Here is a 13,406-nt window from a genome sequence, read left to right on the forward strand (position 1 = left end):
CCTCACATGTGCGCCCGCAGCTGGTGCGGAGGTCGGGCCGGGCCGGGGTCGGACCGGCCGGTACGCGATCAGGGCAGGCGGGAGAACCAGCGCATGGAGCCGAAGGCCGCCCCCATCGCGAACACCAGGCCGAGCCCGATGAACCGGGCCGAGATGTCCTGCCGCTCCTTGCGCCACCCCACCGAACTGCCGATGTCGTCGTAGACGGCACGCAACTCGTCGCTGGTGTCGGCCTGGTGGAAGGCCCCGCCGGTCTGCTCGGCCACGGCCTGCAGGGTCTCCCCGTCCACCGGCACCTGGATGGGTCGCCCGCCCCGGTCCACGAAGCCGCCCGGGGTACCGAAGGAGATCGTGTGCACCGGCACCTCCACGGCCACCGCCTCCGCGGCGGCCTCCATCGGATCCATGCCGGAGGTGTTGGCCCCGTCGGAGAGCACGATGATCCGGGCCGGGGGCGGTTCGGTGGTGGCCTGTTCGTCCAGGGCCCGGACCGCGCCCAGGGAGGTGCTGATCGCCTCGCCGATGGCGGTGCCCTGCACCCCGGTGATCCCCTCCGCCAGGCGTTGGATCCCCTCGTCCAACGCCTCCCGGTCGGTGCTCGGCGGCACCAGCACGGCGGCGCTGCCGGCGAAGGCCACCAGCCCGACGTTGAACTCCCTGGGCAGTCCGTCGACGAACTCCCGGGCGGCGCTCTTGGCGGCGCTGAGCCGATCCGGGTCCACATCGGTGGCGAGCATCGAGGTGGAGACGTCCACCGCGACCATCACGGTGGCCCGTTCCCGGGGCACCCGAACCTCCGCCGTCGGCCGGGCGAAGCCGACCACCAGCAACGCCAGCATGGCCAGGAAGAGACCGGCCGGCAGGTGCCGACGCCAGGTCGGGCGCTGGGGGGCCACCCGGTCCAGCAGACGCAGGTTGGTGAACCGGACGGCGTACCGGCTGCGGCGGCGCTGCGCCACCAGGTAGGCCAGCGCCAGCGCGGCCACCCCGAGCAGCAACCAGAGCCGGATGGGTGACTCCCAGATCATGCGACACCTCCCCGCCTCGGCGCGGCCGGTGCCAGGGCCAACCGACGCTGGGCGTGCACATGCCGCACGATGTCGGTGGCCCAGTCCCGGTCGGTACGCAACGCCAGGTGGGCCGCCCCGGCCCGGCGCAGGGCCTGGCGGAGTTGGTCCCGCTGGGCCGCGGCGGCGGCCGCGTACCGCTCCCGCAGGCCGGGGTCGCCGGTCCAGACCTCGCGGCGTGCGCCGGTCTCCGGATCGGTGAGGGTGATCAGTCCGACGTCCGGCAGTTCCAGTTCGCGCGGATCGACCACCTCCACCGCCAGCACCTGATGCCGCACGCCCAACCGGCGCAGCGGGCGTTCCCAGTCGGCCGGTGACCGTGGGTCGTCCGGCAGGCCGTCCAGGAAGTCCGAGATCACCACCACCAGACCCCGCCGGTTGGCCGTCCGGTGCACCGCGGCCAGCCCGGCGGCCAGGTCGACCTCCTCGCCGGGCGGGCGGGCCGGCGGGTTGACCCCCTGCCGGGGGGCGGCCAGCAGGCCGCGCATCAGGCCGACCAGATGGCTGCGTCCACCCCGCGCGGGCACCCGATGCAGCCCGTACGGGGTGAGCACCTGCGCCCCCAGGCGGTTGCCGCTGCCGGCGGTGAGGAAGCCGATGGCGGCCACCGCCGCCACGGCCAGTTCCCGCTTGTCCAGTTCTGCGGTGCCGTACTCCATGCTGGGGCTGGCGTCGACCAGCAGCCAGGTGGTCAGTTCCCGGTCGGCGTCGACCTCCCGGACGTGCGGCACGGTGGTCCGGGCCGTGACCGCCCAGTCCATCCGGCGTACCTCGTCCTCGCCGGGCCGGTACTCGCGGCTGCCGGCGGGTTCGCTGCCCGGTCCGGGCAGCAGACCCCGATGCTCGCCGTGCAACAGACCGTCCAGGCGCCGGGTGACGGTCAGTTCCAGCCGGCGCAGCCGCTGGTCGGGGGTCAGCTCGGTGAGCACCGGGTCCGCCGGCACCGGGACCCGGCCACCTCTCATCACGCGGCCGCCAGATCGGCGGCGTACTCCGGTTGGCCGTTGACCACCCGGGGCAGCGGCACCACCTCGACCAGTCGGCGTACCACCGATTCGGCGCTCACCCCGTCGGCGACCGCGTCGAAGGAGAGCACCAGCCGGTGGGCCAGCACGTCCACGGCGAGTTCCCGGACGTCCTCCGGCAGCACGTACTCCCGGCCGCGCAGCAGGGCCTGGGCCCGGGCGGCGGCGACCATCCCCAGGGTGGCGCGAGGACTGGCACCGTACGCGAGCAGGGGGGCCAGGTCCGGCATCCCGTACCGGGCCGGGTCACGGGTGGCCAGGATGAGTCGGACGACGTACTCGGCGATGGCGTGGTGGACGAAGACCTGCCGGGCGTGGAGCTGGAACTCCCGCAGCCGGTCCGGTCGCAGCACCCGGTGGGCCCGGGGGCGCTCGGCGCTCATCCGGTAGAGGATCGCCAGTTCGTCGGCGTCGTCCGGATAGTCGATGACGATCTTCATGAGGAAGCGGTCCCGTTGGGCCTCCGGCAACTGGTAGACCCCCTCGGACTCGATCGGGTTCTGGGTGGCCAGGACCAGGAAGGGCTCCGGCACCGGGTAGCTGCGCCCACCGATCGAGACCTGCCGCTCGGCCATCGCCTCCAGCAGGGCGGACTGCACCTTCGCCGGAGCCCGGTTGATCTCGTCGGCCAGCACCAGGTTGGCCATGATCGGGCCCAGTTCGACGTCGAAGCTCTCCTTGGAGGCCCGGTAGATGCGGGTGCCGACGATGTCCGAGGGCACCAGGTCGGGGGTGAACTGGATCCGGGAGAAGGTGCCACCGACCACTGTGGCCAGGGTCTGTGCGGCCAGGGTCTTGGCCACCCCTGGTACGCCTTCCAACAGGCAGTGCCCGTCCGCCAGCAGGGCGGTGAGCAGGCGTTCGACGAGCTGATCCTGCCCGACGATCACCCGTCTGACCTCGTTGAGGGTCTGGTGCAGCTCGGCCGCGGTCGCGTCCTGATCGGCCGGGGTGGGCAGGCTGGACAGGGTGTCCGAGATGTCCGTCACGGTGCTTGCTTCCCGCGACGGCCGTCGGACAAACGTCGGAATTTACGGCCGTGGGGCACCCAGACCGCGCGGCGGCGGCGTTACGACCCTGGAGGGTGCCGGACCGCCCAGAGCCGCCCGGCCGGTCAGCAACCGGATGCGGGCGGGGCACCCGTAGCCTCCAGATGTGCAGATCGTCACCGCGAGACTCCCCCGGCTCGGCACCGCGATCTGCTGGCTGGCCGTCGTACCGGGCCTCGGCTGGGTACTGGCCCGACTGCTGGGCCTGGACCGCGGGCCCCTGGTGCAGTTGCTGGCGTTCACCCCGTACGCGGCGCTCGGCAGCCTGGTGCCGCTGCTGCTCGCGCTCGCCCTACGGCGCCGCTGGCCGGCCGTGGTCGCGGCGCTGACCACGGTGGCCCTGGTCGCCGTGGTGGTGCCCCGGGCCCTGCCCTCGCCCCAACCGCAGGTGAACGGGCCGACGGTACGGCTGCTCACCGCCAACCTGCTGGCCGGTGCCGCCGACCCGGCGACGGTGGTCGAACTGGTCCGCACCGAGCGGGTCGACGTGCTCGTGGTGCAGGAGTTCACCCCCTCGGCCCAGGTCGAACTGGATCGGCTGGGCCTGGACCGGCTGCTGCCGTACCGCCACCTCAACCCGGTGGTCGGCACCCCGGGCTCGGGCCTGTACGCCCGCCACCCGATCCGCGACGCCGGCCTCCGGACCCTGCGCGGTGGCTGGGGCTTCACCCAGGCGTACGCGACCGTGGCCGTACCGGGCGCCCAGGAGGTACGCGTCGAGTCCGCCCACCCCTCCGCGCCGTACGCCCTGGATCAGACGGGCTTCTGGCGCGACGACCTGGCGGCCCAGCCGGCGGCCACCCCGGAGGGGGCGCTGAGCATCCTCGCCGGAGACTTCAACGCCACCCTCGACCACGGGCCGCTGCGGGCCCTGCTGGATACCGGCTATGTCGACGCCGCCGCGGCGGTCGGCGCCGGGCTCACCGGCACCTGGGGCCCGTACGACGGCAGCCTGATCCCCCCGGTAACGATCGACCACGTGCTCGTCGACCGTCGCATCGCGGTACACGATGCGACCGTCCGGCCACTGCCGGGCAGTGACCACCGCATGGTGCTGGCCGAACTGCGCCTGCCCGCAGCCGACACCGGCTGAGCCAGCCGGCACGGCTCACGGGTTGGCGTTAACAGGGGGCCCTTCCTCTACCGCAGGCGTTAAGCAGGGGCCCTTCCTTACCCCCGGCCCAGGCCGTAGGTCAGGGCGTCGACCAGGGCGTGCCAGCTCGCCTCGACCACGTTGGGGTGCACACCCACCGTGGTCCAGCCGCCGCCACGGCCGTTCGCGGTCTCGACCAGCACCCGGGTCACCGCTCCGGTGCCGTGGCTGCCCTCCAGGATGCGCACCTTGTAGTCGGCCAGCTCGAAGTCCCGCAGTTGCGGGTAGTGCCGGCCCAGACCGACCCGCAGCGCCTCGTCCAGGGCGTTGACCGGGCCGTTGCCCTCGGCCGTGGCGATCACCCGTTCGCCGCCCACCCGGATCTTCACGGTCGCCTCGGAGACCACCGCGCCGTCCTCCCGGTGCTCGACCAGCACCCGGTACGACTCCAGGTTGAAGGGCTGCACCGCCGCGGCGCCCGGCAACTCGGAGCGCACCAGCAGCTCGAAGGAAGCGTCCGCGGCCTCGAAGGACCAGCCGCCGGCCTCCAGTTCCTTGACCCGGTTGGTGACCCGGGACAGGGCCTCCGGATGGCCGGCCAGATCCAGCCCGAGCTCACGACTCTTGAGCTCGATGCTGGCCCGGCCGGCCATCTCGGTGACCAGGATCCGCATGTCGTTGCCGACCACCTCGGGTTCGATGTGGTTGTACAGCAGCGGATCCACCTTGATCGCACTCGCGTGCAGTCCCGCCTTGTGAGCGAAGGCTGCGGCCCCTGCATACGCCTGGTGGGTGTCGGGGGCGATGTTTGCGATCTCGGCGATGGCGTGGGAGACCCGCACCATCTGCTCCAGGCAGCCCTCCGGTAGGACCGGCAGCCCGAGCTTGAGTTGAAGGTTCGCGACGACCGCGAAGATGTCGGCGTTGCCCGGCCGCTCGCCGTACCCGTTGGCGGTGCCCTGCACGTGGCGGACCCCGGCCTCGACGGCGGCGATGGTGTTGGCCACCGCGCAGGCGGTGTCGTTCTGGGCGTGCATGCCGAGCAGTTCGGGGGCCACCCCGATGCGGTCGGTCAGGTCGGTGATGGCCGCGGTGACCTGCGAGGGCAGCATGCCGCCGTTGGTGTCGCAGAGCACGAACCGCTCGGCGCCCGCGGCCAGGGCGGTCTCCACCACGGAGGCGGTGTACGCCGGATCGTGGCGGTAGCCGTCGTAGAAGTGCTCCCCGTCGACGAAGACCCGACGGCCCTCGGCGACCAGGTGGGTGACCGTGTCGTGGATCATCGCCAGGTTCTCCTTGGCGGTGGTCCGCAGGGCCCGCTCGACATGCCGCAGGTCGGCCTTGGCGACCAGGGCGATCGCCGGGGTCTGCGCCTCCAGCAGGCCGCGCACCTGCGGGTCGTCGGCGGCCACCGCACCGGCCCGGCGGGTGGCGCCGAAGGCGACCAGCACGGCGTGCCGCAGCTCCAGCTCGGTACGCGCCCGACGGAAGAACTCGGTGTCCTTGGGCACCGCTCCCGGCCAGCCACCCTCGATGAACCCGACGCCGAACTCGTCGAGCAGTCGAGCCACCGCGAGCTTGTCGACCACGGAGTAGCTGACCCCCTCGCGCTGGGCACCGTCGCGGAGGGTGGTGTCGTAGACCTGGAACGTCATGGTGATCCCTTCGTATGGCACCGGCCGGCGCAACAAAAAGACCCCCCGCGGCTGCGGGAGGTCTGCGCGCTCGGCGGAGGGGAAGGCCGGCGCGCTAGTTGCCAATAATGCGGGCGGTGCTGGTCACGCTCTGCACTCTGCCACTCGGCGGCGGATCTGGGAGGCAGAATCCATATCTCGGGACGATGACTTGGGTCTCATCGGAGAAGGTGGGTGTAGGACGAGTCGCACCGGGTAGGAGTTTTCGGGACAACGAACCACGTACCTCCGAGACGACTGATCCAAGTCGAGACAGGAGAGATCCCATGGACAGGCTCGACCCGAACAACACGCACGCCACGCCGGACCCGGCCCTGCGCGCCGTCGACCAGGACGTGGTCACCACCGGCGCCCCCACCAGCTCCTTCAGCCCCTGGAGCTACCGGGACGAGGCCGGGGTCGCCGGCACCAGCCTGATCGGCTACAAGGTCGAGGCCAGCGACGGCTCGATCGGCAAGATCGACAGTGACAGCAGCGAGGTCGACGCCAGCTACCTGGTGGTCGACACCGGCCCGTGGATCTTCGGCAAGAAGGTCATGCTGCCGGCCGGGACGGTCAACCACGTCGACCACGACGAGCAGAAGGTCTACGTCGACCGCACCAAGGACCAGATCAAGGCCGCGCCGGAGTACGACGACTCGATCAACGACCCGGCGTACCGGGACAAGCTCGGCGGGTACTACAACGACACCTACTCCGCCACCCCGCCCGGCGGCCTTCGCTGAGGCGACCTGAAGTACTGATCCGCGGTATCGGCCGGTGGGAAAGCCTCCCACCGGCCGATACGGTGTCCGCATGGACGCGATCGACGACAGGCGCAGGATCCCCTTCACCGCGATGTTCAACTTCCGGGACGTGGGTGGCTACCGCGGCCTGGACGGGCGGACGGTGCGCTCCGGGCGGCTCTACCGCTCCGACTCCCTGCACCGGATGGACGGCGCGGACCTGGACGCCTTCCGCGCCCTGGGGGTACGCACGGTCGTCGACCTGCGCCGCCCCCAGGAGGTCCAACGCGACGGCCGGGTCCCCGAAATCGAGGGGCTCGACTACCAGCACATCCACCCCGAGCACGAGGAATGGGGCAGGCAGCCGTACCAGCCCGGCAGCGATCTGGCCCGCTACCTGGCCGACCGGTACGCCGACCTGGCCCGGACCGGGACCGCCGGGCTGGCCCAGGCCATCGGCCTGATCGCCGACAGCGCCAACGCCCCCGTGGTGGTGCACTGCGTGGCCGGCAAGGACCGCACCGGCATCGTCTGCGGCCTGACCCTGGCGGCCCTGGGTGTCGATGATGCCGAGATCGCCGCGGACTACGCGCTGAGCACGGAGGCCTCGCAGCGGTTCGTCGCCTGGCTCGCCACCGCCTACCCCCACCTGCCGGAACTTCCCGCCCCGTTCGTGTTCTCACCGGCGGAGACGATGCTGACCTTCCTGGCGGAGATCCGCGAGGGCCACGGCTCGATCGACGGCTACCTGCGGCACGCCGGGGTCACCGACGACCAACTCGCCGCCCTGCGCACCCACCTGCTCGACTGAGCCCTGGTTGCGAAAAAGGCCCCCCGCACCGGCAGGGGGCCCTTTCGCACAGCTCAGAGGACGCGGTGGACCCAGTTGTGAGGGTCGGGGGCGTTGCCGCGCTGCAGGTCGACCAGTTGCTGACGCAACGCCATCGTGATCGGACCCGGCTCACCACCGCCCATGGTGAACTCCCCCTCCGGGTACCGGACCCGGCCGATGGGGGTGATCACCGCGGCGGTGCCGCAGGCGAAGACCTCGCGCAGTCGGCCGCTGTTCGCGTCCGCCTGCCACTCGTCGAAGCTCACCGGCCGCTCCTGCACGGAATGACCGGCCGCCGATGCCAGGGTGAGCACGGACTCCCGGGTAATGCCGGGCAGGATGGTGCCGGTCAGCGGCGGGGTGACCACCGAGCCGTCGTCGTAGACGAAGAAGACGTTCATGCCGCCCAGCTCGTCGACGTACCGGCGCTCCACCGCGTCCAGGAAGACCACCTGCTCGCAACCGTGCTCGGCGGCCTCGGCCTGGGCGGCCAGGGAGGCCGCGTAGTTGCCGCCGCACTTCGCCGCGCCGGTGCCCCCCGGGGCGGCCCGGGTGTAGTCCGGCGACACCCAGACCGTCACCGGCTTGACCCCGCCGGAGAAGTACGCCCCCACCGGGGAGGCGATCACCACGTAGAGGTACTCGTTGGCCGGGCGGACGCCGAGGAAGACCTCACTGGCGAACATGAAGGGCCGCAGGTAGAGGCTGCCGTCCTCGCCCTCCGGGATCCACTCCCGGTCGATCTCGATCAGCCGCAGCAGCGAGTCGACGAAGGCCTGCTCCGGCAGGGTCGGCATGGCCATCCGGGTGGCGGAGGTGTTGAACCGGGCCGCGTTGGCGTACGGGCGGAACATGGTCACCCCGCCGTCGACCGTGCGGTACGCCTTCATCCCCTCGAAGATCTCCTGCGCGTAGTGCAGCACCGCGCTGGCGGGATCCATCGGGATCGGCCCCCGGGCCTCGACCCGGGCGTCGTACCAGCCCTTGCCGTCGGCGTAGCGGATGATGGCCATGTGGTCGGTGAACACCCGGCCGAATCCAGGGTTGGCCAGCAGCGCGGCCCGGTCGGCGGCGGATACCGGCGCGGGATTCGGACGGATCTCGAATTCGAGCTTGTCACCACCGCTCATCGCGCTGACCTCCCTGGGGGACGACGACATGCGCCGAGGCGGCGCACATCAGAAGTATTTGTGCCAAAAACTTACCCCGAACGGTCGTTCAGCGGGTAGGCGCACTGGTCGGTAGTACCAGCGAGTCGTCGCTTCCACCCGGACGTTCGGGCCGATCGCCACCGGCTGTCGCCGGTGGCGAGACCTGATGTGGACTCAGGCGGCTACCTGGGCGGCGATCCGGTCGCCCACCTCGGCGGTGCGTACCGCCTCGCCCGGGGTACGAGCGGCGAGTTCCGCACCGACCGCGGCGGTGATCCGCTCCGCGGCCTCGGAGTGGCCGAGCTGGTCGAGCAGCAGGGCGCCGGAGAGGACCGCGGCCACCGGGTCGGCGATGCCACGCCCGGCGATGTCCGGCGCGGAGCCGTGCACCGGCTCGAACATGGAGGGGTAGGTCCGGTCGGGGTTGATGCTGCCGCTGGCGGCCAGCCCGATCCCGCCGGTCACCGCGGCGGCGATGTCGGTGAGGATGTCGCCGAAGAGGTTGTCGGTGACCACCACGTCGTAGCGCTGGGGCTGGGTCACCAGGAACATCGCGGCGGCGTCGACATGCTGGTACTCCGTGGTCACCTCGGGGTACTCCGCGGCCACCGCCTCGAAGGCGCGGGCCCACAACGAGCCGGCGTGGGTGAGCACGTTGGTCTTGTGCACCAGGGTCACCTTGCGCCGTTCCCGACGGCTGGCCCGGGCGAAGGCGTCACGGACCACCCGCTCCACCCCGTATCGGGTGTTCAGGCTCTCCTCGGTGGCCACCTCGGCCGGGGTGTCGCGGTGCAGGGTGCCGCCGGCACCGGCGTACAGCCCTTCGGTGCCCTCGCGGACCACCACCAGGTCGACCTCGCCGGGCTTGACCGTCGCCAGCGGGCTGGCCACCCCGGGCCAGAGCCGGGAGGGCCGCAGGTTGACGTACTGGTCGAAGGCGAAACGCAGCTTGAGCAGCAGACCCCGCTCCAGCACCCCCGGGGGGACGGTGGGGTCGCCGACCGCACCGAGCAGGATGGCGTCGTGCCCGGCCAGCTCGGCCAACACCGAGTCCGGCAGCACCTCGCCGGTGCGGTGGTAACGTGCCGCACCGAGGTCGTACTCGGTGGCCTGCACCCCGGGCAGAACCGCATCGATGACCTTGCGGGCCTCCGCGACCACCTCGGGTCCGATCCCGTCCCCGGCCACCACCGCGATCCGTGCCACGTTCGTCAGCTCCTTCGCTCGTATCGGCTAGACGGTACGCCGCCGTCCCGCCTCCCGGTACGAGTGTTCCACTTTTCGGGATGTGACACGCACAGCAGCTTCTCAGCGTCCGCTCATGCTGCCGTCATCTGGGCTGCCTAGCGTGAGCGACAACCGGCCGGACAGGGCCGACGACGACCACTACGGCGTGGGGCCGGTCGTCGAAGGAGGGGCGGACACCATGTGGACCGACGAGCAGCCGCGTACCCGCTGGATCGACCCGGCGACCTTTCGCTACCGCCGACCGGACCTGCGCCTGGGCATCCGCGACGCGCGCCCGGACCGGGCCGGCCGGGGTGCCGACGACCGGCTCACCGTACGGCACACCGTGCGCACCTCCACCGCCGAGTACACCCTGCTGCTCAACGCCCCGACCGGGCCGGGTCGGCGGGGAGTCGGTGAGGCCCTGCGGGACGCGGTGGCCGAACTGCGCGCGATCGACCTGACCTACGGTCCCAACCGGCCGGAGAGTCTGGTGTCCCGGCTGCGTCGGGGCGAGATCAGTCCGGAGTCCTACCCGCCGCTGGCGGACCTGGTGGACCGCTGCGCCGCGATGCGCGCCGCCACGGACGGCTGGTTCGACGCCTGGGCGGTGCCGGGCGGATTCGACCCCGGTGGCCTGCTCGGCGGCTGGGCGGTCGAACGGGCGGCGGCCCGGCTGCGCGCCGCCGGCATCACGAACTACGCCGTGCTCACCGGCGCCGACCTGGTGGTACGCGGACACGCCGGGCACGGCGGCCCGTGGCGGGTGGCCGTGCACCATCCGACCGACCACCGTCGGGCGCCACTGGTGCTGGAGATGACGGCGGGTGCGATCGGCACCTCCGGGGTGACCGGCCGACGCGGGCATGTGGTCGACCCGCGCACCGGGGAACCGGCCGACCAGATGGTCGCCGCCACCGTGGTGGGCCCGGACCTGGCGGTCGCGGACGCCTACGCCACCGCGCTGTACGCCGCCGGTCCGACCGGGCTGAACTGGTTCCGGGCCGGATCGCCCTACCGCGCCCTCATCGCCACCCACCACTGACCGTCCACATGCACCCTGGACAGGGTCCATCGTGGAGTCTCGGCGATCGGCCTCCACGGCCGCGGCAACGGCCGCGGAGGCCGGTCGAGGCGAATGCGCATGGCTCGCGCAATCGAGGGGTACGGGCCGGTCGATCGGACGTCGACCTCGCCACCCGAAGACGGGCCGGCATCATCGGATCGGCCAGAAACCGCACCAGTAAGCTAGCGAATCGGCGTGTTTCACGGCAAGGCTCTACAGGGGACCATCACACCCGTCACCGCAGGCCCGTGCCAGGGCCGTTTTCGACAGGGACAATCGCGGATGGCACGCTGTCGGCCGTGAGTTTCGATCTGAGCGTGTGGGCCCTGGCGGACGGGGCGACGCCTGACGATGTGCGCGCGGCGGTGCAGCGGTGCCGGGAGGGCCAGCACGCCCAGCACCGACCGGACCCCCGGGTGGTCGCCTTCTACCGGGCGATCACCGCCCGCTACCCCGACCAACCGGGGATCACCGGTGGGCCCTGGGCGGTGGCACCACTGCACGCGACGGCCGACCATATCGAGATGAATCTCGACCCGGCCTGCCCGGATGAGGTGCTGCTGGACATCGAGCGGCTGGCCGGAGAGCACCGGCTGATGCTCTACGACGCCCAGGACGGCTCGGTCTACCCGCCGCCGGTAGCCCGACTGTCCGGCTGACCCGGCACCACGCAGACGTCAAGCACCAGGGGCCCGGCCGATGGCCGAGCCCCTGGTGGCGTCGCCTGAACTGTTACTCGTCGCGCAGGTCCGCCGCGCTGGCCGAGGCCGCGCCGATCGAGTCGGCCGCCGAGGTGAGCAGGTCGGCCCCGAGGGCCTGGTCGACCGTGAGGGTCATCAGGGTCTCGCCACCGGCCTCCCGGCGGGCCACCTGCATCGCCGCGATGTTGATCCCGGCCTCGCCGAGCAGGGTGCCGACCGTGCCGACCACCCCGGGACGGTCGGCGTAGCGGAGGAAGAGCAGGATGCCCTCCGCCCCGATCTCCACGTCGAAGCCGTCCACCTCGGTCAGCTTGATGATGTCCCGGGTGCCGGCGTGGGTCACCGTGCCGGAGACGCTGACCGTACGACCGTCCGGCAGGGCGCCGCGCACGGTGACCAGCACCGGGTGCTCCACGGTCTCCGTGTGGGTGGTCAGGGAGACCTCCACCCCACGCTGGGCGGCCAGGTGCGGCGCGTTGACGTAGGTGACCTGCTCCTCCACCACCGAGCTGAACAGGCCCTTGGTGGCGGCCAGCTTGAGCACCGAGACGTCGTGGTTGACGATCTCACCGCGCACCTCGACGGTGACGCTGGCGGCCACCCCACCGGCGACCGCGGTGAAGGCCCGGCCGAGCTTCTCGGCCAGCGGCAGCAGCGGGCGTACGTCCTCGGCGACCACCCCACCGGCCTGCACGTTGACCGCGTCCGGCACGAACTCGCCCTGCAGGGCCAGCTTCACGCTCTTGGCCACGGCCAGGCCGGCCTTGTCCTGGGCCTCGGCGGTGGAGGCACCCAGGTGCGGGGTGGCCACCACGTTGTCGAAGGCGAACAGCGGCGAGGAGGTGCAGGGCTCCTTGGCGTACACGTCCACCCCGGCACCGGCGACCCGACCCTCGGCCAGGGCGTCGGCCAGGGCCTGCTCGTCGACCAGTCCGCCGCGGGCGGCGTTGATGATCCGTACGCCCGGCTTGACGATCGACAACTCCTTCTCACCGATCAGGCCCACGGTCTCCGGGGTCTTCGGCAGGTGGATGGAGATGAAGTCGCTCTCCCGCAGCAGCTCCTCCAGGCCGACCAGGCGGACCCCGAGCTGCGCGGCCCGAGCCGGCTGGATGTAGGGGTCGTAGGCGATCAGCCGGGTGCCGAAGGCGGCGATACGAGACGCGAACAGCACCCCGATGCGGCCCAGGCCCACCACGCCGACGGTCTTGCCCTGCAACTCCACGCCGGTGTACTTCGACCGCTTCCACTCCCCCGCCTTGAGGGCGGCGCTGGCGCTGGCGGTGTTGCGGGCCACCGCCAGCAGCAGCGCGACGGCCTGCTCGGCCGCGGAGACGATGTTGGAGGTGGGGGCGTTGACGACCATGACGCCCCGCGCGGTGGCGGCCGGCACCTCGACGTTGTCCAGACCCACGCCCGCCCGGGCCACGACCTTCAGCCGGGGTGCGGCGGCGATCGCCTCGGCGTCAATCTGAGTGGCGCTGCGGACGATGACGGCGTCGGCCTCGGCCAGGGCGGAGAGCAGAGCCGGGCGATCGGTGCCGTCGACGTGCCGGACGTCGAAGTCGTGAGCGAGCACCTCGATTGCGGCAGGAGCGAGTTCTTCGGCGATCAGTACGACAGGAGTCATTGGTCCTCGTAGATGTCGTCAGAGCGGTCGGCCGGTGCGTGGACGCTGCGCTGCGCCCGGCGCGGGCAGGGCCATGGCCGTGGGGTGCGGCTGGAGCACCTACCCGGAATCGTAGGGGCCCGGCCGCCCGAGATGGCCCGGACCAG

General features: G+C 71.9%; 12 protein-coding genes. 5 read left to right on the plus strand and 7 right to left on the minus strand.

Annotated elements, in window-relative coordinates:
• Window positions 1-68: 68 nt before the first annotated feature.
• The 3 genes from ACGFIK_RS02000 to ACGFIK_RS02010 are packed head-to-tail and all read right to left on the minus strand — an operon-like array spanning window position 69 to window position 3,081.
• Window positions 69-1,028, minus strand: a complete 960-nt coding sequence (locus ACGFIK_RS02000) for a VWA domain-containing protein (RefSeq protein ID WP_393337215.1) — start codon at window positions 1,026-1,028, stop codon at window positions 69-71.
• The gene (locus ACGFIK_RS02005; RefSeq protein ID WP_393337218.1) at window positions 1,025-2,011 is read right to left on the minus strand and encodes a DUF58 domain-containing protein; all 987 of its coding nucleotides are present in this window, start codon (window positions 2,009-2,011) and stop codon (window positions 1,025-1,027) included. The genes ACGFIK_RS02000 and ACGFIK_RS02005 overlap by 4 nt, the downstream gene beginning before the upstream one ends.
• Before the next feature lie 20 nt (window positions 2,012-2,031).
• Window positions 2,032-3,081, minus strand: a complete 1,050-nt coding sequence (locus ACGFIK_RS02010; protein ID WP_393337221.1) for an AAA family ATPase — start codon at window positions 3,079-3,081, stop codon at window positions 2,032-2,034.
• Between the two features lie 166 nt (window positions 3,082-3,247).
• Between ACGFIK_RS02010 and ACGFIK_RS02015 the strand changes: the two genes are divergently transcribed.
• Window positions 3,248-4,234, plus strand: a complete 987-nt coding sequence (locus ACGFIK_RS02015; protein ID WP_327022315.1) for an endonuclease/exonuclease/phosphatase family protein — start codon at window positions 3,248-3,250, stop codon at window positions 4,232-4,234.
• A 77-nt stretch (window positions 4,235-4,311) separates the two neighbouring features.
• On the opposite strand, the gene cimA is transcribed toward ACGFIK_RS02015, so the two are convergent.
• Window positions 4,312-5,889 (minus strand): citramalate synthase, encoded by a 1,578-nt coding sequence (cimA, locus tag ACGFIK_RS02020; RefSeq protein WP_327022316.1) that lies wholly within the window; start codon window positions 5,887-5,889, stop codon window positions 4,312-4,314.
• Window positions 5,890-6,194: 305 nt separating this feature from the next.
• Between cimA and ACGFIK_RS02025 the strand changes: the two genes are divergently transcribed.
• Together ACGFIK_RS02025 and ACGFIK_RS02030 are read left to right on the plus strand one after the other, a co-directional pair.
• Window positions 6,195-6,653: a PRC-barrel domain-containing protein gene (locus ACGFIK_RS02025; protein WP_327022317.1), complete on the plus strand. Its 459-nt coding sequence runs from the start codon at window positions 6,195-6,197 to the stop codon at window positions 6,651-6,653.
• 70 nt (window positions 6,654-6,723) lie between these two features.
• A complete protein-coding gene (locus ACGFIK_RS02030; RefSeq protein ID WP_327022318.1) occupies window positions 6,724-7,464 on the plus strand; it encodes a tyrosine-protein phosphatase in 741 nt (246 codons plus the stop codon).
• A gap of 53 nt (window positions 7,465-7,517) precedes the next feature.
• Here the strand turns inward: ACGFIK_RS02030 and ACGFIK_RS02035 are convergent, their stop codons facing one another.
• Together ACGFIK_RS02035 and ACGFIK_RS02040 are read right to left on the minus strand one after the other, a co-directional pair.
• Window positions 7,518-8,615 carry a branched-chain amino acid aminotransferase gene (locus tag ACGFIK_RS02035; RefSeq protein ID WP_327022319.1) on the minus strand — a complete coding sequence of 366 codons (1,098 nt, stop codon included), beginning with the start codon at window positions 8,613-8,615 and terminating at the stop codon, window positions 7,518-7,520.
• A gap of 195 nt (window positions 8,616-8,810) precedes the next feature.
• Complete coding sequence (locus ACGFIK_RS02040; protein WP_327022320.1) at window positions 8,811-9,842, minus strand: 3-isopropylmalate dehydrogenase; 1,032 nt, start codon at window positions 9,840-9,842, stop codon at window positions 8,811-8,813.
• A 220-nt stretch (window positions 9,843-10,062) separates the two neighbouring features.
• Here ACGFIK_RS02040 and ACGFIK_RS02045 point away from each other — a divergent pair, with 220 nt between their 5' ends.
• Both ACGFIK_RS02045 and ACGFIK_RS02050 read left to right on the plus strand, forming a co-directional pair.
• Window positions 10,063-10,908 carry an FAD:protein FMN transferase gene (locus tag ACGFIK_RS02045; RefSeq protein WP_327027236.1) on the plus strand — a complete coding sequence of 282 codons (846 nt, stop codon included), beginning with the start codon at window positions 10,063-10,065 and terminating at the stop codon, window positions 10,906-10,908.
• A gap of 320 nt (window positions 10,909-11,228) precedes the next feature.
• On the plus strand, window positions 11,229-11,588 hold the full coding sequence (locus tag ACGFIK_RS02050; protein ID WP_327022321.1) for a hypothetical protein: 360 nt from the start codon (window positions 11,229-11,231) through the stop codon (window positions 11,586-11,588).
• Between the two features lie 73 nt (window positions 11,589-11,661).
• Here ACGFIK_RS02050 and serA read toward each other — a convergent pair whose 3' ends face one another.
• Complete coding sequence (serA, locus tag ACGFIK_RS02055) at window positions 11,662-13,260, minus strand: phosphoglycerate dehydrogenase (RefSeq protein ID WP_327022322.1); 1,599 nt, start codon at window positions 13,258-13,260, stop codon at window positions 11,662-11,664.
• Window positions 13,261-13,406 lie beyond the last annotated feature (146 nt).

The sequence above is a fragment of the Micromonospora sp. NPDC048871 genome (assembly GCF_043198155.1).
Classification (GTDB): domain Bacteria; phylum Actinomycetota; class Actinomycetes; order Mycobacteriales; family Micromonosporaceae; genus Micromonospora.

Bases quoted from the DNA above. Each gene is read 5' to 3' on its own strand.
- ACGFIK_RS02000 (WP_393337215.1), bottom strand. From the start codon at position 1,028: ATGATCTGGGAGTCACCCATCCGGCTCTGGTTGCTGCTCGGGGTGGCC.
- cimA (WP_327022316.1), bottom strand. From the start codon at position 5,889: ATGACGTTCCAGGTCTACGACACCACCCTCCGCGACGGTGCCCAGCGC.
- ACGFIK_RS02025 (WP_327022317.1), top strand. From the start codon at position 6,195: ATGGACAGGCTCGACCCGAACAACACGCACGCCACGCCGGACCCGGCC.
- ACGFIK_RS02030 (WP_327022318.1), top strand. From the start codon at position 6,724: ATGGACGCGATCGACGACAGGCGCAGGATCCCCTTCACCGCGATGTTC.
- ACGFIK_RS02035 (WP_327022319.1), bottom strand. From the start codon at position 8,615: ATGAGCGGTGGTGACAAGCTCGAATTCGAGATCCGTCCGAATCCCGCG.
- ACGFIK_RS02045 (WP_327027236.1), top strand. From the start codon at position 10,063: ATGTGGACCGACGAGCAGCCGCGTACCCGCTGGATCGACCCGGCGACC.
- serA (WP_327022322.1), bottom strand. From the start codon at position 13,260: ATGACTCCTGTCGTACTGATCGCCGAAGAACTCGCTCCTGCCGCAATC.